Genomic DNA, 17,200 nt, shown 5'->3' on the forward strand with positions numbered 1-17,200 from the left:
GCGGCCAAGACAGAATATGTCGCGATGATCGTGGCGCCAGTTCCCGCCACGTTTCGAGCGATACCACGCCCGTATGCGCTACCACTCACCGCGACGCTGAACGTCGCCGATTCTTGCGGACTCAAGAGCGCTTCTCCCGGCTGCAGACCCTTGGGGGCCTGAGCTTTCTTATGTCGTTATGGTGAAGGTATCTTGCCCCCAGGGCGAAAGCAACTGCCCGACATCGGCGCGACACTGGTCTTCGACTGGACTGAACAGGTGCGCTGTTACTGCTGGCCAGAAGAATTTTGAACTGAAGCGCGCTTCGCGAGTTCAAGCACCACATGCCGGTCTTGCTGTCCTTTCACCCGTCGCCGGCTCACTCCGCTCGCCCGTTGGGAGAAAGCCATGACTGACACTGCAAAACCTCTTGCCATCGTGACCGGCGCCTCGTCCGGCATCGGCTATGAACTCGCGAAACTCTGCGCCCAGAACGGCTACGATCTGCTGATCGCCGCCGATCAGACGGCGATCCACGATGCAGCCAAGGAATTTCGGACGCTCGGAGCCGATGTCGAGGCGGTTGAGGCCGATCTTGCCACCCTCGAAGGCGTCGACAAGCTCTACGCGGCGGCCAAAGGCAGGTCCGTCGGAGCGCTCCTGGCCAATGCCGGCCATGGGCTCGGCCATGCTTTTCTGGATCAGGATTTTCGGGATGCACGTCATGTGATCGACACCAACATCACCGGCACGCTCTACCTGATTCAGAAGGTCGGCCGTGACATGCGTGCCAGGAACGAGGGGCGCATCCTCATCACCGGGTCGATCGCCGGGTTCATGCCGGGCACGTTCCAGGCCGTCTACAACGGCACGAAGGCCTTCATCGACTCCTTCTCCTTCGCTCTCCGGAACGAGTTAAAGGACACCAATATCACGGTGACCTGCCTCATGCCCGGCGCCACCGAGACCGAATTCTTCGAGCGGGCCGGCATGGAGGATACCAAGGTCGGCCAGGACAAGAAGGACGACCCCGCCTTCGTGGCGAAGGTGGGCTTCGACGCCATGATGAACGGCGAGGGCGACGTTGTCAGTGGCTGGAAGAACAAGTTCACCACCATCCTGGCCAACGTGACGCCGGCTGGCATGCTCGCCGAACAGCACCGCAAGATGGCCGAGCCCGGATCGGGCAAGCGCTGATCGCAACTTTGCTGCATTTCGTTGCAAACGAGTTCCCCGCGGATGTCGCGTTGACGATCGTCTGCTGATCGGTCAGGAGCGAGGGTCGAAACCGCGAGGGACTTTGCGATGACCAAGCCGACCGATCTGCAGCAGCGCCTGACGAGCCTCCTCGGTCCTTCGGCCGTCGTCACGGAAGGCTCAGATCTCGAGCCTTACGCCGTCGACTGGCGCAGGCTCTTTCCAGGGCGGCCGGCTTGCGTCGTCCGCCCGTCCTCGACCGACCAGGTCTCCCGGATCGTGCAGATCTGTCGCGAGGCCGGTGCGGCCATCGTCCCGCAGGGCGGCAATACGGGACTGGCCGGCGGAGCGGTGCCGGATCCGTCCGGGACGCAGGTTGTCCTGTCCTTCAACCGGATGGCGGCCATCCGCAGCGTCGACCCTGTCGGCTTGACCATCGAGGCCGAGTCCGGGTGCATCCTCAAGGTGGCGCAGGATGCCGCGGCTGCGGTCGGGCGCCTGCTGCCGATCAGCCTCGCGGCCGAAGGCTCCGCCACCATCGGCGGCGTGGTGGCGGCCAATGCGGGCGGGGTGAACGTGCTGCGCTACGGCATGACCCGCAGCCTCGTGCTCGGGCTGGAGGTGGTCCTGCCGGACGGAACCATTATCAACGGTCTGCGGAAGCTGCGAAAGGACAATGCGGGCTACGACTGGAAGCAGCTGTTCATCGGCAGCGAGGGGACCCTCGGGATCGTCACGGCCGCCGTCCTGAGGCTGCTGCCGAGGCCCAAGCACTCCGTGACCGCCCTGCTTTCGGTGGTTGACCCGGCAGCAGCCCTCCGGCTGCTCGAGCTCGCCCAGGACGAGCTCGGCGACCAGATTTCGGCCTTTGAGCTGATCTCCGCAATGTCCATGCAGCTCGTCGCCAAACATGCCGGCCTGAAGGCTCCGATCGCCGAGGGCGAATGGTTCGTCCTGATCGAAGCGGCCTCCAGCCTGGCGGGCCTGCGGGAGGCGGCGGAGGCGATGCTGGGCTCGGCTTTCGAACAGGAGCTCGCTCTCGACGGCGTCATTGCCGAATCCGGCGCTCAGGCGGCCCAGCTCTGGGCCCTGCGCGAGCATGTGACGGAATCCGAAGCCCGGGAAGGCAAGAGCGTCAAGCACGATGTCTCCGTGCCGTTGACCGAGGTTCCGCGCTTTCTCACGGAGGCCGGAGAGGCGCTGGCGGCCGGAGCCCCGGGCACCCGCGTGAACGCTTTCGGGCATCTGGGCGACGGCAACATCCACTACAACGTGCTCGTGGATGCGGATCACGACGCTTCTCTCGTGAACCGCATCGTGCACGACGTGGTGGCGGCCTTCGGCGGCAGCATCTCGGCGGAGCACGGTATCGGTCAATACCGGGTGGGCGAGCTGGCGCGCTACCGCGCGGCCTCCGAGATGGAGCTCGCCCGCGCGCTCAAGCGCGCCCTCGACCCGGACAACCGCCTCAATCCGGGCAAGGTGCTCCTGACCTGAGGAGCTCAGCCTCGGCCGAGCGTATAAAACTCGTCGTTCGGCCGCATGCTGGTGACGTTGGCGAGACGGTTCGACATGGCAAAAAACGCGGCAATCGCCGCGATGTCCCAGACGTCGTCTTCCGTGAATCCATGAGCGCTCAACGCCGCGATGTCCGCATCGCCGACCGCGTAGGCCTCGAGAGCCACCGTCATGGCGAAATCGAGCATCGCCTTCTGGCGTGGCGTGATGTCGGCCTTGCGGTAGTTGATCGCGATCTGATCGGCGATCAGCGGGTTCTTGGCCCGGATCCGCAGGATCGCCCCGTGGGCGATGACGCAATACTGGCACTGATTGGCGTTGCTCGTCGCCACCACGATCATCTCGCGTTCGGCCTTGGTGAGGCTGCCGGGCTTTTCCATCAAGGCATCGTGATAGGCGAAGAAGGCGCGGAACTCGTCCGGCCGATGAGCCAGCACCAGGAACACGTTCGGCACGAAGCCCGACTTCTCCTGCACTGCGAGAATGCGCGCGCGGATGTCCTCCGGCAGGTCGGAAATCTCGGGCACGGGAAATCGGCTGATCGGCGGCTTGGTCACGAGAGGCACCTCTTCCTGTCCGACCCCGGAGGCGGCGTTCCTTCAGGGCCGTATTGCCAGATCGAGCTTATTCGGGTTGGATCCTGCAAACAACGAGGAAGAAGCAGTGCGGAGGACAGGTCCCATGGATGCCCAGAACGCCCTTGCCGAAGACAAGGTTCTGCTTCGCGAGGATCGCGACGGCGTGGCGACGCTCACCCTCAACCGCCCGGCCCAGTTCAATGCCCTGTCCGAAGAGATGCTAGCAGCCCTCCAGGCAGCGCTCGACGATCTGAAGGAGGACGAGGCCGTGCGCTGCGTCGTTCTCGCCGCCGCCGGCAAGGCATTCTGCGCCGGGCACGATCTCAAGCAGATGCGGGCAAATCCACGTCAGGATTACTACGAGAGGCTGTTCGCGCAATGCAGCCGGGTCATGCAGGGCATCGTGAACCTGCCGGTTCCGGTGATCGCCCGGGTCCATGGCATGGCCACGGCGGCGGGATGTCAGCTCGTCGCGTCCTGCGATCTGGCCGTTGCTGCGGAAAGTGCCACCTTTGCCGTGTCCGGCATCAATGTCGGGCTGTTCTGCTCCACCCCCGCCGTGGCGCTCTCCCGCAACGTCTTGCCCAAGCGGGCCTTCGACATGCTGGTGACGGGACGTTTCATCTCATCCACTGAGGCCCTGTCTTTCGGTCTCGTCAACCGTGTGGCGCCGGATGCGGAGCTCGACCGGGCCGTCGCCGGGCTGACGGCCGATATCCGCGCCAAAAGCCCGGTGGCGATCCGCATGGGCAAGGCCATGTTCGGCCGCCAGCGCTCGATGAGCCTGGAGGAGGCCTATGCCTATGCGGGCAACGTCATGGCCTGCAACATGATGGCGGAGGATGCCGCCGAGGGCATCGATGCCTTCATCGAGAAGCGCAAGCCGGAGTGGAAGGCGCGCTGATCGAGCGCTCTTCCATCAAGCTCCCGCCTTCCGGGCCCGCGCCATCTCGCGCAGCTGGAACTTCTGGATCTTGCCCGTGGATGTTTTCGGGAGTTCCGTGAAGATGACGGTGCGCGGGCATTTGTAGGACGCAAGCTGCTGCCGGCACCACGCGATGATATCGTCGGCGGATGCCGATTGATCCGGTTTAAGCTCCACGAAGGCACAAGGCGTTTCGCCCCACTTCTCGTCCGGCATCGCCACGACGGCTGCCGCCTGAATGGCCGGATGCTTGTAGAGGGCATCCTCCACTTCGATGGACGAGATGTTCTCGCCGCCGGAAATGATGATGTCCTTGGAGCGGTCCTTGAGTTGCACATAGCCGTCGGGGTACTTGACCCCGAGATCCCCCGAATGGAACCAGCCGCCTTCGAAGGCCTTGGCCGTTCCGGCTGGGTTCTTGAGATAACCCTTCATGACCACATTGCCGCGGAACATGACCTCGCCGAGGGTTTTTCCATCGGCCGGCACCGGCTGCATGGATTCCGGATCGAGCACGTCGAGATCCTCCAGCACGGGGTAGCGCACACCCTGCCGGGCCTTCTTCGCGGCATAACCGCCCGGGTCGAGCGCATCCCATTCCTCATGCCATTCGTTGACCACCGCCGGGCCGTAGACCTCCGTCAGGCCGTAGAGATGCGTCACGTCGAAACCTGCCGTCTTCATCGCAGCGAGCACCGCTTCCGGCGGCGGCGCGGCGGCCGTCATGAATTTGACCGTATGGGGCAGGGGGCGCTTCTCCGAAGCAGGGGCATTGAGCAGGGTCGACATGACGATGGGCGCGCCGCACAGATGCGTGACCTTCTGGTCGGCGAGCGCATCATACATGGGCTTCGCCCGGACGGCCCGCAGGCAGACATGGGTTCCCGCCACGAGGGAGAGCGACCAGGGAAAGCACCAGCCGTTGCAGTGGAACATGGGCAGCGTCCACAGGTAGACCGGGTGCTGCCCCATCCCGGCGGTGAGGATGTTGCCCATGGCGAGCAGGTAGGCGCCGCGATGATGATAAACCACGCCTTTGGGATCGCCCGTAGTGCCGGAGGTGTAGTTCAGGGTGATCGCGTCCCATTCGTCCTGGGGCAGGCTCCAGGCGAAATCCGGATCGCCTGTCGCCAGGAACTCCTCGTATTCCATGGTTCCCAGCCGCTCGCCGGATCCTGTGAATTCCGGGTCGTCGTAGTCGATGACGAGCGGCTTGGCGGAGGTCAGTTCGAGCGCTGCCCTGAGGGTGGCCGAGTACTCCCGGTCGGTGATCAGCACCTTGGCTTCGCTGTGTTCCAGGCAGAAGGCGATGATCTTGGCGTCGAGGCGGGTATTCAGCGTGTTGAGCACCGCGCCGGCCATGGGCACGCCGTAATGGCATTCCAGCATGGCGGGCGTATTGGGGAGCATCACCGAAACGGTGTCGCCACGCCCGATGCCTCGCCGGGCAAGGGCGGAGGCGAGACGCCGGGATCGGGCGTAGAAGTCCCGGTAGCTGCGGGTCAGGGAGCCATGAATGAGCGCCGGGCGGTCCGGGTGGACGCGGGCGGCGCGCTCCAGGAACGAGAGCGGCGTCAGCGGCTGGTAATTCGCCTGATTCTTGTCGAGATCGGTGTCGTAGATCGTCGAAGCCACTGTCGTTCCTCCCCTGGCGTCGAGTATCGCCAGGGGAGGGCGGGCTGACAACCCTCCGACCTATCGGCGGCCAGGCCGCAATGCGGTCATTCCTTCACCGACATAACGGCGCGCTGTGCCTTCGCGGTGATCTCGCCCCAAGCCTGGGCCCGGATGTCGGAGGTCTGGCATACCCAGGATCCACCCACGGCCACCACGTTCGACAGCGCAAGCCAGTCCCGGGCGTTCTTTTCGTCGATGCCGCCGGTCGGGCAGAAACGCGCCTGCGGAAACGGGCCTGCAAGGGCCTTCATGGCGGGAATGCCGCCGGCGGCAACCGCCGGAAAGAATTTGACGACGGGAAAGCCATGGGCAAGCGCCGCCATGAGTTCGGACGCGGTCGCGATGCCCGGAATGAAAGGCAACTCGCCCCCGCTCGCGGCCTCAAGCAGGTCGGGCGTGGCGCCGGGGCTCAGGGCGTAGCGTGCGCCGAGGGCCCGAGCACGCTCCAGATCCTTCGGCGTCAGAACGGTCCCGATGCCGACGATCGCCTCGGGCACATCCTGGATGATGGCCGCTGCGGAATCTGCGGCGGCAGGCGTGCGCAGGGTGATCTCGAGCAGGCGCAACCCGCCCGCAACGAGGGCCCGGGCGAGGGGAACCGCATCCTCCACACGTTCCAGCGTGATCACCGGAACGATCGGGCCGGCGCGGAGGATGTCGGCCAGCTTCTTGCTGCGGGAGTTGGCGAGATCCTTCAGGTCTTGGGGCATGGGAGGAGTTCCTTGGATGGCATCGATTATGGCATCGCGTCGCGCGGAATGATCGCGCCGCGATAGCGCACCACCTGTCCGGCCAGGCGATGCCCCGCCGCCGCGGCGGAACGGGGCCCCTCGCCGGATAGTCGCGCATGGAGGTAAGCGGCCGCAAAGCTGTCGCCCGCAGCGGTGGTGTCGACAACGTCGTCAACGGGCGTGCCGGGCACGACGATGTCCTCACCTTGCGAGAGGACGCGGCATGTCAGATCCGGGTGCTTGAGGACGATCTCGGCCCGGTCCGAAAAGGCCAGCAATTGGTCCACGCCGCCAGCGCCGAACAGCAGGTCGAGATCCTCCGTCGAAGCGAGGATGATATCGGCACATGCGAAAGCCTGACGGAAGGCGGCCCGCGCGATCTCCGGATCGGTCCAGCCCCGCGGACGGAAATTCGTGTCGAAGGCCACGCGCCTGCCTTTGGCCCGTGCGTCCTGGAGCACGGCGAACAGGCGTTCGCGTCCTTTCTCCCCGTAGAGGGAAAGAGAGATCCCCGACAGATAGATCAGATCATAGGCGGCAATGGCGTCGATGACGGTCTCCGCCTCCGGCGCCTGAAACAGAAGGCGCGCGGCGGCGGTTTCGCGCCAGTAGGAGAACCGGCGTTCGCCCTTCGGGTCCGTCTGGATGATGTAGAGACCCGGGAGACGCCCGGGCAGGCGCAGCACCCGTTGCGTCCCAACACCTTCCTTGGTCCAGGCCTCGATCAGCTTGTCGCTCCAGCTGTCGTCTCCGAGGGCGGTGATGTAATCCGTGTCCGTTCCCAGGCGGGAGAGATAGACGGCGGTGTTGAACGTATCGCCGCCATAGCCGCGGGACAGGCGGCCGTCGGCCTCCTCCCTCAGCTCGATCATGCATTCTCCGATGCAGGCAACCCGTGTCATGCTTTCACCGTGGCGCTTCCCGAATATAGTGAGCTCAAGCTCTTTGTCGATCCAATACCGTCAATACTGCGATTTTGCGACAGGGAAAGTGCCATCCGATCATCCATCGGCGCCCCGTACAAAGACAGCCGGAAAAGATCATGCCCCGCTGGATTCCGCGGACGATCACCGAAACCAGCATGGCCAGCGCCCTGTATCGAATTTCAGGCTGCTTGCCGCCCACCTCCGGCCCGAACGCGCGGCGGGCTCGAGGGACCGCGCGGCGAGCATTCGGCCGGCCATTGACGAGAAATCGACAAGTAACCGTTACTATTGTGCGGAAAGCGAGCGATCGCATCTTTAATTCTTGGCTGAAAGCGTTATTGAGAGTCTGCTGTCTTATGCATTCACCATCTACAAAGGAGTTTCTGATGGCCAAGACTGCAACCAAAGTTTCAAAGAAGGCCCCGGCCAAGAAGGCTGCGGCGCCTAAGGCTGCAGCAAAGGCATCGTCGAAGGCCGCCAAGGCGCCTGCAAAGGCCGCCAGCAAGGCTGCAGCCTCCAAGGCTGCCGCGTCCAAGGCGGCCGCATCCAAGGCCCCGGCGAAGAAAACGTCTGTGAAGAAGGTGGCGAAGGCTTCCTCCACGACGTCCTCGCCGATCCTGACGCTGCGCCACATCGCGGAGAAGCTCTCCGAACTGCACGAGCTCCCGAAGCGTCAGGCCAACGAGATGCTCACCCAGGTCGTCGACATGATCGCCAAGAGCCTGAAGAAGGGCGACAAGATCCGCCTGACCGGCCTCGGCATCCTGCAAGTCCGCAAGCGCGCCGCCCGCATGGGTCGCAATCCTCAAACCGGCGAGCCGGTGAAGATCAAGGCATCGAAGAAGATCGCCTTCCGCGCGGCCAAGGACCTCAAGGAAGCCATCTGATCGTCCAGCCCATGAGGCCGCGCTCGTCCGCTCGCGGGTGAGCCGGCAGCCCTTCAGGGCAAAGAGCAAGGCCGATCAAATCGGCCTTGCTCTTTTTGTATGGAGGCAGCGCCCGTTATCGGCGATGAACAGCCTCCAATTGGATGCGCCTTGATCAACCCTCGACTGGTTTGGTGGCGAACGGGCTCTAGAATAGAATCGTGCAGACCGATCAGCCCCGGCCGTCTCGCCGCTCCAGACTTGTTCGCGTCATCCTTGGACGGCTGGCCCTGTCGCTTCTGCTGGGCCTCGGGATCGTCGCCGGGCTGATCCTAGGCGACGTCGTTGCCATCCCCAACCGGCTCAACCCTTTCACGCCGTTGCGCGTCGCCGACGACGTCAACTGGTTGACGCGGCTCAAGCTCTCCCGTCTTGAGCGGGACAGGGAGCAGTGCCGCGCGGTTCTGGCGGATGCACCGGTCGTGCACCGATCGGTGGCCGATCGCCCCTTGGACAAGGGATGCGGTTTGTCCGACGCCGTCGAGGTGTCGCGATCTTCAATCGGCTTGAACCGCGAGTTCACGGCGACCTGTCCGCTCGCGGTCGCCTGGTCGTTGTTCGAGACGCATGTGTTGCGCCCGGTGGCCCGCGAGCAGTTCGGGCAGGACGTGGTGCGGGTCGTGCATCTCGGGACGTATGCCTGCCGCAACATCAATCATCGCGCCCAGGGCCGTCGGAGCGAACATGCGACGGCCAATGCCATCGACGTGGCAGGGTTCGTGCTGGCGGATGGGCAGCAGGTTACCGTGCAGGCCGATTGGGTCGGCGGCAATTCACGGCGGTCTGCGTTTCTCCGCGCGCTCAGGAATGGAGCCTGCAACGTGTTCGATGTCGTGCTCAGCCCCGACTACAACGAGGTGCACCACGATCATTTCCATTTCGACATGGGCTCTCACCGGGCATGTCGATGAGAGAAGGCTGGCTCGCCTCCTTCAACCGTCCGCGGGAATCAGTTGAAGGCGTAGCTCGGGGAGTCGCCCATCTCGGCGGCCCTGGCGGCGAGCAGCAGCGCTTGGCCGAGTTCGCGCGCATGCTCCGGCGTCATTGCGATCGGCATCTGACGGCGGATGCCGCTCTCATATTCTTCTGGTGTGGTCGCGAGTTCGATCACCATCATTGCGTCGCAGCCATCGAGGGTGCCGACGGAGAAGCTGGTGAGTGCGCCGATCAGATCCATATCCGGTTTCATGGCTGTGCCCCTTGCGTAGCGTAAGAAATCATTACCGAAAGACCGGACCCCTGTCTGCTCTGCGTATAGAGAGTGGATTTTGTTACGTCTACTGAAGGCCCGATCGGCAGGGCCCCGCAGGAGGGCCTGGAGGCGGCCCGGCCAGCACTCTCACGAGGTGCCTGGATCGTCCGCCTGGGACGGGAGCCGCGCCGATTTATCGGCCACGCTTGCGTACCAAAACCCCGGCTGAAGCGTTGACAGACAGCAATCGTGGCAGCCGTCGGCGGATGAGGACCTTGGAGCGGAGGTGGTCATGGTCAATAGGCTCCTGAGTACTCTCGCGTTTTGCCTGCTGGCCAGTGACGTTCTTGCAGCCGGCCCCAGCCTCTCGGAAGCCCAACTCGACGTTGCTCTCGTCATCGCGGTCGACGTATCGTCCTCCATGGAAAGCGAGGAGCAGGGGCTGCAGCGCGAGGGCTTCATCGATGCCTTCCGCTCGTCCCTCGTCCACGAGGCCATCGAGAACGGCGTCAATGGACGCATCGCCGTGACCTATGTCGAGTGGTCCGGCGTGAAGGATCAACGGGTCATCATGCCCTGGACGCTGATCGACAGTCCCGAGAGAGCGGTGTCCTTTTCCAATCAGCTTGCCTATCAACCCCTTCGCCAAGCGGGGATGACGTCCATCTCGGGAGTCATCGACTACAGCCGCAAGCTCTTCGAGCAGCTGGGCGGAGCTCCTGTTCGCCGCGTCGTCGACGTGTCCGGCGACGGCCCCAACAACGACGGCCGCCACGTGACCTACGCACGGGACGAGGCCGTTGCAGACGGCATCATCATCAACGGCTTGCCGATCATGTTCAGGCGGGCTGCCGGTACTCCGGAGATGGAAGATCTCGACCTGTACTTCAGAGAGTGCGTCATCGGTGGCGTCGGCTCGTTCGTGCTGCCCCTGCACGACCCCGAGCAGTTCGCCATGGTCATCCGGACGAAGATCATGCGTGAAATTGCCGGGATCGGTGACGGAAGGCCGCTGATCATCCCGGCTCAGCAAGGCAGCATGAACTGCATCACGGGCGAAAGACGCAAGCAGGAGGACCTGCTGAGCCAGGAGAAGAAGCCTTGACGGGCACACGTGCAAGCAAGCCCGCCAAGGAGGCCGTGGCTCAACGAAGCCGCGACCCTTCTCGAGACCTCCAACGGGTCACTTCATGAGACCTGCCGCCCTCAAGGCCTTCGTAATGACCGCGCCGACGTCCAGGGGCGAGGAAGCCGATTGTCGGTCCTGCTGCGACTCGTGCGCGGCCCTCTTTGGTTCCGGGGCTTCCGGGGCAGCCAGGAACGGTCGGGGAGCCGCTTCCGAGGTCTTCGGGATCTCTCGGAGTTCGGGTCGGATCCCGGCCTTTCTCTCGGAAGGCTCCGTCAATCCCCAGAAGGCCGCGATCCGGTAACTCGAGGAAATACCCACGTCGAGAAGGAACGGACCGGCCGCTCCATAGCTGTTCTCGTCGGTGCCGACGGCCAGGGGCGTTCCATGCGCCATGCCGGTGATGACGTATTCTTCGACGACCTCGTTCCCGGCCGCATCCGTCCAGGCGCGTCGCGGGTATCCATCCACTGTATCGCTGCGGCCGGGGGCGGGCGGCACGCCGTGGACGTTCGTCCACTGCTTGATGATCTCGCCTGCATTCATCGGCTTGACCGTCGCGTCGGCACTGCCGTGCCACACCGAGACTTTGGGCCAAGGCCCCCGGTGGGATGAAGCGCCGCGCACGAGGTCGCCCCACTCGGTTGCCGAGCGCGTCTGACCCTGGAACATGCACTCGAAGGCTTCCGGCACGCTGGTCGCGCAGCGATAGGGAAGTCCCGCGATGATGGCTCCGCCGGCGAAGACATCCGGGTAAGCCGCAAGCATGGTCGAGGTCATTGCGCCGCCAGCCGAGAGACCGGTGACGAAAATGCGGCCGCGATCCACCCCATGCTGTCGAACGGCATGCTCGACCATCTGGCGGATCGACAGGGCTTCGCCGCGGTCGCGCTCGATGTCGCCAGCCTGAAACCAGTTGAAGCAGCGCTTCGGGTTATTGGCGTCCTGTTGTTCGGCGTAGAGCAGAATGAAGCCATAGCGATCCGCGAGTGCCGACCATCCCGACCCGTGATCGTATCCGGCTGCGGTCTGCGTGCATCCGTGCAGGACGACCACGAGAGCCGGGGAGGCGGGGGTATAGTCCGGAACGTAAGTCAACATGCGGAGATTGCCGGGATTGGACCCGAAGCCCGTGGTCTCGGCCAGCCGGCTTGGCGCCGGTGTGGCATCGAACGCGGTAGCGGCGGCGTTCGATGCCTTCATGACGGTTTCCCACTGGCGGCGGTAATGGGCCAGCTGCCGAATCATTTTCCCTAAACGTTGCGTAGTCATGGGCCCTTCCGGGTAAGGAGTTGTCCTGAAACCAACTCTCCATATGGGGCTTATGTTGCGTCGCACAATACCTTTATTGCAATGCAGCATCGCCGATCGCATGTCGGTCCGGCCAAGGCAAAAGCTTGGCCGTTCTTGAGGGAGGTCAATGCTGGGAGGATCGGCTCCGGCTAGAGGGGATCTGTCCTCACCCTGGGATAGGACGCCCTAGCGAGGATCCAGACGATGCAGGCCTGCGCAAGACCCGTCGATCGATTTAACTCTGCTCATGAAGGGGTCCAGCACCCGGTTCATTCCGCAGCCAGGAGTTCATCGGAAGAGCACCTGCGCGACTTGGGAACGAGACTGTCCGATCACCCGGGCAGCGTCGACGATTTCGTGCGGGAATATCGGCTGGCGCCCGCCTCGGCAGCATTCGTGGTAGGCGTCGCCCTCGGACGGCTGATGGCGAGAGCCTGAAACCACGACAGACGGTATCCCATCCGGGGGGTGGAGAAGTCCGACGCGTGTCTCCTTGCCGCGGCTCTCCTGCAACAGGCCGGGACATGGGATGCCCCGGCCTCTTCCAGTCATCAGGGGCGCTTGTCCGACGAGCGTTCCTTGGACTTCGCGCGCTTTCCGTCCTTGGGGCCCCGGCTGTCCTTCTGCTTCTTGTGCGCGGGAGGGCCGCCCTTGTCCTTGGGACCGTTGCCCTTCGGGCGGTCCCACGGCTTGCCGTCGCGTGCCTTCGTGTCGCGGAGTTTGCCTGGGCCGGCATCGGCCGGCTCGATGCGGATATCCTCGTCGTTCGTCTTGCGCACGGCGGACGCGAATTTCGGCGCGTGTGACTTGACGATCTCGAATTTGGTCTCGCGGTCGAAGATCTTGATCGAGCCGATCTCCTTCTTCGTCACATGGCCGAGGCGGCAGATGATCGGCAGCAGCCAGCGGGGATCGGCGTTGTTGCGCCGCCCGACACTCATGCGGAACCATACCATGTCCTCGGAGGAGCGCTCGAAGCCTCCTTCGGACGAATCCCGTCCTTTGTCCTTGAAGCCGCGCAGGCGTTCTTCCTGCCGCTCGCGCTTGTCCTTGCGCTGGCGGGGTTCGCGGTCCGGACCCGTATCGACGATCTCTTCCGGTGCGGGCAGACGCGCGCGATGGAAACGAACCAGAGCGTTCGCGATCTCCTCCGCCGACCGTTGAGCGAGCAGCGCCTGCGCCATGGCGAGATCGTCTTCCGTCACCTCTTCAGCGAAGATCGGATCCTGCATCAGCCGGTCCCGGTCCCGCAGGCGGATCTCGTCGGCCGAGGGCGGACCGGCCCAGGTCACGTCGACGCCCGCCATGTCCACGAGGCGCTCCGCCTTGCGGCGGCGGGTGTAGGGCACGAGCATGACGCAGACGCCCTTGCGGCCTGCACGGCCCGTGCGGCCGCTGCGGTGCAGAAGCGTCTCGTGATCGTTGGGCAGATCGAAATGGATCACGAGGCCGAGATCCGGAAGGTCGATCCCGCGCGCCGCCACGTCGGTGGCGACACAGACCCGGGCCCGCCCGTCGCGCAGGGACTGAAGGGCATTGCTGCGCTCGTTCTGGGTCAGTTCGCCGGAAATGGCAACGGCCGCGAAACCGCGCTCGATCAGGCTGGCGTGCAGATGCCGCACGGCCTCGCGGGTGTGGCAGAACACCATGGCGCCGCGGCTTTCGTAGAAGCGCAGCACGTTGACGACCGCGTGCTCCACCTCATTGGGTGCGATCCGGAGGGCGCGGTACTCGATGTCGCCGTGCGGTTCGTTCTCCACGAGGGTATCGACGCGATGGGCCTCGCGCTGATAGCGCCGGGCCAGGGCGATGATGTTCTTGGGCAACGTGGCGGAGAACAGAAGCGTGCGGCGCTCCTCCGGGGTCGCGTCCAGGATGAACTCCAGGTCCTCCCGGAAGCCGAGATCGAGCATCTCGTCAGCCTCGTCGAGCACGACGACGCGCATCTTCGAGGTGTCGAGGCGTCCACGCTCCAGGTGGTCGCGCAGGCGGCCCGGGGTGCCGACCACAATATGGCAGCCATCGGCGAGCGCGCGCTGCTCCCGGCGCACGTCCATGCCGCCGACGCAGGAGACAACCCGCGCGCCAGCCGGCCCGTAGAGCCAGATGAGCTCCCGGTTGACCTGGAGGGCGAGCTCGCGGGTCGGGGCGATTATCAGAGCCAGCGGCTCCCGCGGGGCCTCGAAACGCTCGCTGTCGCCGAGGAGGGTCGACGCCATGGCGAGGCCGTACGCCACCGTCTTGCCGGAGCCGGTCTGGGCCGACACGAGGAGGTCGCGATCGAGTGCGTCCGGCTGCAGGACGGCAGCCTGGACGGGAGTCGGATCGTTGTAGCCTTTGTCGACGAGGGCGCGCTCAAGGCTGGGATTCGTTTTGGGAAAAGGCATGTGAGTAAGGCTGAACCGTGTCTGGGGAGCCTGCGAGGGCTCCGATAAGGATGATCAGCCGGAGGCAGCGGCGTCGTCAATTTCGTCGATGGACACCAGGAACACGACATCGATATCGAGGTCGTCATCATAGTCTTCGTCGTCTTCGTCGACCTCGTCCTCTTCGTCCAGGGCTTCGTAGAAGGCATCGATCTCGTGTTCCGATGCGGGCCGTGTCGTCAAGGCAGCTGAGCCGTCCCAGAGGGAGCGGCCCTCGCTCTTAAACGACTTTAGGTCATCTTTAAAGCTCTCGCTGAGAAAGAGTTCGCGGGCTTGATCCTCGTCCGCATTCGTCACGGCAACCGCCTTGCCGTCTATCTCCAGGGTGACCATGGCTGTCCCTTCGCCTCGGGGTTCATCAAAGGATCAACGCCTAGGTCCGGGATTCGATCAAACCGACCCCACGCAACCCTTTTGCCCCTCCGGAAGGGTGTTAAAAGCCGTTAAGACCAGTATGGACAGCAGGCAACCAATATGAGACCAGTTAACCTGTGAACGCGACCAGCCCCATACCCCGTTTCCGGCCTCTGGACCGGCTGTCCCTCCCAGGGTCCCGTATCAACGAGGACGGGATCGGCTTGTCTGGCTCTTTGGCCTGGGTCATCGACGGCGCGACCGGCCTGTCCGACGAGCAGGTCACTCCTGGCGGCAGCGATGCCGCCTGGCTCGCCGGTCTCGTCGGCGACAGCCTGACGGGACTTGCCGGAGACGGGAACCCCGATGCGATCCTGCGGCACCTCGAATACGAGATCGATACGGCCTTCCGGGCGATCACGACCCATGTCCCGCCTGTCGACGATCACCATGCCCCGTCGGCCTGTCTCGGTTTGATCGAGGCCCGGACAGGGAGGGACGGGCAGGTCGCCATTCACGGCCGCTTCCTGGGCGACGTGATCGCCCTGATCCCGACCGAGCAGGGGATCGTCCGCTGGAGCGACGAGCGGGCGAAGCCGTTCGAGAGGAAGACGCTGGCCGCCCTCGGAGCCCGCGAGCACGCGCCTGGCTCCATTCCGGAGGCCGTGAGGCGCCAGATTCTCGAAAACCGCGGCAGGCTCAATCGCCCCGACGGCTACTGGGTGGTGAACCCATTGCGGCCCTGGGCCGGACAGGAACTGCGTTTCGACGCGCAGGTGGGATCGGGCGAGCCCATCGTGCTTGCAACCGATGGTTTCATGCGGCTCGTGGACGTGTTCGAGGCCTATTCGGACCGCACCCTTCATTCCGAGTTGGCCGCCGGCCGGGGCGCTGACCTGTTGCAGGAATTGCGCGACAGGGAGCGGAGCGACCTCATGGCAGGCCTTTATCCGCGTGTTAAAACCCATGACGACGCGACGTTTCTCGTCGTCGCAGCCGAGCCGTATGGCTGAAGAAATTCCGTGAGGCATGGCCGAGGTTCATGCCCTGCGGTGGGAGGACAAGGACTTCAACAATGAGGGAACCGACAATGAAGCTGACCCGACGCATTCTGATGGCTGCCGCCGCCGGCAGCATGCTTCTCTCCGGCACCGCCGCCATGGCCCAGACCGAGCTGACCTTCTGGAGCTGGCGCCAGGAGGATAAAGCCTTCTACCAGGACATCATCAAGAAGTTCCAGGCCAAGGAGCCGGGCATCACGGTGAAGTTCGAAACTTACGCGCCCGAGAACTATCAGACGATTCTCTCCACGGCGCTCGCCGCCGGCCGCGGCCCGGACGTGATCCAGGTTCGCGCCTACGGCAATCTCGAGACGATCGCGACCCCCGGCTACCTGCTCGCCCTTGATCAGCAGAACGTGCCGGAGCTGGCGAACTTCCCGGAGCCGGCGCTCGCGGCCGAGACCCTACGCTCGGACGGCAAGGTCTACGCTGTTCCCTTCGCCATGCAGGCCCAGCTCGTCGTCTACAACAAGAAGATCTTCAAGGATAACGGGCTGAACCCGCCGAAGACCTGGGACGAGATGATGGCGCTGGCCCAGGCGCTCAAGGCCAAGAACATCAACCCGTTCTCCAACGGCACGGCCACGGCCTGGCAAAATGAGACGATCGTGGGCGGTCTGCTCTCCTCCATGCTGGGCAAGGAGTTCGAGGCGGACATCGTGTCCGGCAAGGCGAACTTCACCGATCCGCGTTTCGTCAATGCGCTGGCCAAGCTGAAGGACATCAGCCAGTACTTCGCGCCGAACTTCATCGGCGTGGACTATCCGTCGGCGCAGCAGCTCTTCGTGGCCGGCCGCGCGGCCATGTTCGCCGGCGGCTCCTACGAGGTGGCGAACTTCAAGAATCAGAACCCCACGCTGGATCTCGGCGTGTTTCCCGCTCCGGTCCTGAAGGCGGGCGACCAGGCGCTGATCGCCACCTACTACGATGGCGGCTATGCGGTGAACGCCAAGACCGAGAAGAAGGACGCGGCACTCAAGTTCGTGCGCTTCCTGGCGACCCCGGAATACGGCACCGCCTTCACCAACGCGCTCAAGAACCTCTCGCCGATCAAGGGCATCAAGATCGAGGACCCGATCACGCAGGACGTGGCGAAGCTCGCCGAGAACTCCATGTCGTACCTGATGCTCGTGCGGTTCCGCTATCAGGAGCCGAGCGGTTCGGTGCTGCTGCAGTCCAACGTTCAGAAGATGCTCGCCGGGCAGCAGACCCCTGAGCAGGCCGCTGCCGAGATCAACAAGGGCATCGCGACCTACTACAAGCCATTCCAGAAGTAAGACTTCGACGAAGG

Annotated in this window: 17 protein-coding genes; 9 read left to right on the forward strand and 8 right to left on the reverse strand. The window is 64.2% G+C overall.

Translation table 11 applies throughout. The features are described 5' to 3' along the window. The first annotated feature begins 387 nt into the window (after positions 1-387). On the forward strand, positions 388-1,176 hold the full coding sequence (locus KBI52_RS16785; protein WP_210808822.1) for an SDR family oxidoreductase: 789 nt from the start codon (positions 388-390) through the stop codon (positions 1,174-1,176). A 108-nt stretch (positions 1,177-1,284) separates the two neighbouring features. After that, positions 1,285-2,673, forward strand: coding sequence for an FAD-binding oxidoreductase (locus KBI52_RS16790; RefSeq protein WP_210808824.1), 1,389 nt, complete (start codon positions 1,285-1,287; stop codon positions 2,671-2,673). 5 nt (positions 2,674-2,678) lie between these two features. On the opposite strand, the gene KBI52_RS16795 is transcribed toward KBI52_RS16790, so the two are convergent. Beyond that, on the reverse strand, positions 2,679-3,251 hold the full coding sequence (locus KBI52_RS16795) for a peroxidase-related enzyme (RefSeq protein WP_210808826.1): 573 nt from the start codon (positions 3,249-3,251) through the stop codon (positions 2,679-2,681). A 124-nt stretch (positions 3,252-3,375) separates the two neighbouring features. Between KBI52_RS16795 and KBI52_RS16800 the strand changes: the two genes are divergently transcribed. Continuing rightward, complete coding sequence (locus KBI52_RS16800) at positions 3,376-4,176, forward strand: enoyl-CoA hydratase (protein WP_210808828.1); 801 nt, start codon at positions 3,376-3,378, stop codon at positions 4,174-4,176. A gap of 15 nt (positions 4,177-4,191) precedes the next feature. Here the strand turns inward: KBI52_RS16800 and KBI52_RS16805 are convergent, their stop codons facing one another. From KBI52_RS16805 to KBI52_RS16815, 3 genes are all read right to left on the reverse strand, one after another. Beyond that, on the reverse strand, positions 4,192-5,832 hold the full coding sequence (locus KBI52_RS16805) for an acyl-CoA synthetase (protein ID WP_210808830.1): 1,641 nt from the start codon (positions 5,830-5,832) through the stop codon (positions 4,192-4,194). A gap of 86 nt (positions 5,833-5,918) precedes the next feature. Next, complete coding sequence (gene eda, locus KBI52_RS16810; protein WP_173947830.1) at positions 5,919-6,584, reverse strand: bifunctional 4-hydroxy-2-oxoglutarate aldolase/2-dehydro-3-deoxy-phosphogluconate aldolase; 666 nt, start codon at positions 6,582-6,584, stop codon at positions 5,919-5,921. Between the two features lie 26 nt (positions 6,585-6,610). After that, a complete protein-coding gene (locus KBI52_RS16815; protein WP_247654448.1) occupies positions 6,611-7,477 on the reverse strand; it encodes a sugar kinase in 867 nt (288 codons plus the stop codon). A gap of 170 nt (positions 7,478-7,647) precedes the next feature. Here KBI52_RS16815 and KBI52_RS34190 point away from each other — a divergent pair, with 170 nt between their 5' ends. Continuing rightward, positions 7,648-8,418 carry an HU family DNA-binding protein gene (locus KBI52_RS34190; RefSeq protein ID WP_315974847.1) on the forward strand — a complete coding sequence of 257 codons (771 nt, stop codon included), beginning with the start codon at positions 7,648-7,650 and terminating at the stop codon, positions 8,416-8,418. Between the two features lie 200 nt (positions 8,419-8,618). Continuing rightward, positions 8,619-9,368, forward strand: a complete 750-nt coding sequence (locus tag KBI52_RS33015) for an extensin family protein (RefSeq protein WP_210272136.1) — start codon at positions 8,619-8,621, stop codon at positions 9,366-9,368. Between the two features lie 38 nt (positions 9,369-9,406). Here the strand turns inward: KBI52_RS33015 and KBI52_RS16830 are convergent, their stop codons facing one another. Next, on the reverse strand, positions 9,407-9,634 hold the full coding sequence (locus KBI52_RS16830) for a hypothetical protein (RefSeq protein ID WP_210808834.1): 228 nt from the start codon (positions 9,632-9,634) through the stop codon (positions 9,407-9,409). Between the two features lie 307 nt (positions 9,635-9,941). On the opposite strand from KBI52_RS16830, the gene KBI52_RS16835 reads away from it, so the two are divergent. Continuing rightward, complete coding sequence (locus tag KBI52_RS16835) at positions 9,942-10,754, forward strand: DUF1194 domain-containing protein (RefSeq protein ID WP_173947834.1); 813 nt, start codon at positions 9,942-9,944, stop codon at positions 10,752-10,754. 78 nt (positions 10,755-10,832) lie between these two features. Here KBI52_RS16835 and KBI52_RS16840 read toward each other — a convergent pair whose 3' ends face one another. Further along, complete coding sequence (locus KBI52_RS16840) at positions 10,833-12,047, reverse strand: PHB depolymerase family esterase (protein WP_173947835.1); 1,215 nt, start codon at positions 12,045-12,047, stop codon at positions 10,833-10,835. 333 nt (positions 12,048-12,380) lie between these two features. On the opposite strand from KBI52_RS16840, the gene KBI52_RS33475 reads away from it, so the two are divergent. Beyond that, positions 12,381-12,506: a hypothetical protein gene (locus KBI52_RS33475; protein ID WP_256439495.1), complete on the forward strand. Its 126-nt coding sequence runs from the start codon at positions 12,381-12,383 to the stop codon at positions 12,504-12,506. 113 nt (positions 12,507-12,619) lie between these two features. Here the strand turns inward: KBI52_RS33475 and KBI52_RS16845 are convergent, their stop codons facing one another. Together KBI52_RS16845 and KBI52_RS16850 are read right to left on the reverse strand one after the other, a co-directional pair. After that, positions 12,620-14,455: a DEAD/DEAH box helicase gene (locus KBI52_RS16845; protein ID WP_173947836.1), complete on the reverse strand. Its 1,836-nt coding sequence runs from the start codon at positions 14,453-14,455 to the stop codon at positions 12,620-12,622. 54 nt (positions 14,456-14,509) lie between these two features. Beyond that, positions 14,510-14,827 carry a hypothetical protein gene (locus KBI52_RS16850; RefSeq protein WP_173947837.1) on the reverse strand — a complete coding sequence of 106 codons (318 nt, stop codon included), beginning with the start codon at positions 14,825-14,827 and terminating at the stop codon, positions 14,510-14,512. Between the two features lie 245 nt (positions 14,828-15,072). Between KBI52_RS16850 and KBI52_RS16855 the strand changes: the two genes are divergently transcribed. Both KBI52_RS16855 and KBI52_RS16860 read left to right on the forward strand, forming a co-directional pair. Then, positions 15,073-15,861 carry a hypothetical protein gene (locus KBI52_RS16855; RefSeq protein WP_210808836.1) on the forward strand — a complete coding sequence of 263 codons (789 nt, stop codon included), beginning with the start codon at positions 15,073-15,075 and terminating at the stop codon, positions 15,859-15,861. Between the two features lie 77 nt (positions 15,862-15,938). Then, positions 15,939-17,186, forward strand: a complete 1,248-nt coding sequence (locus KBI52_RS16860; protein WP_210808838.1) for an extracellular solute-binding protein — start codon at positions 15,939-15,941, stop codon at positions 17,184-17,186. The last annotated feature ends 14 nt before the right edge of the window (positions 17,187-17,200 follow it).

It is taken from the genome of Microvirga sp. HBU67558, assembly GCF_018069605.1.
In the GTDB taxonomy this organism is placed as follows: domain Bacteria; phylum Pseudomonadota; class Alphaproteobacteria; order Rhizobiales; family Beijerinckiaceae; genus Microvirga; species Microvirga terrae.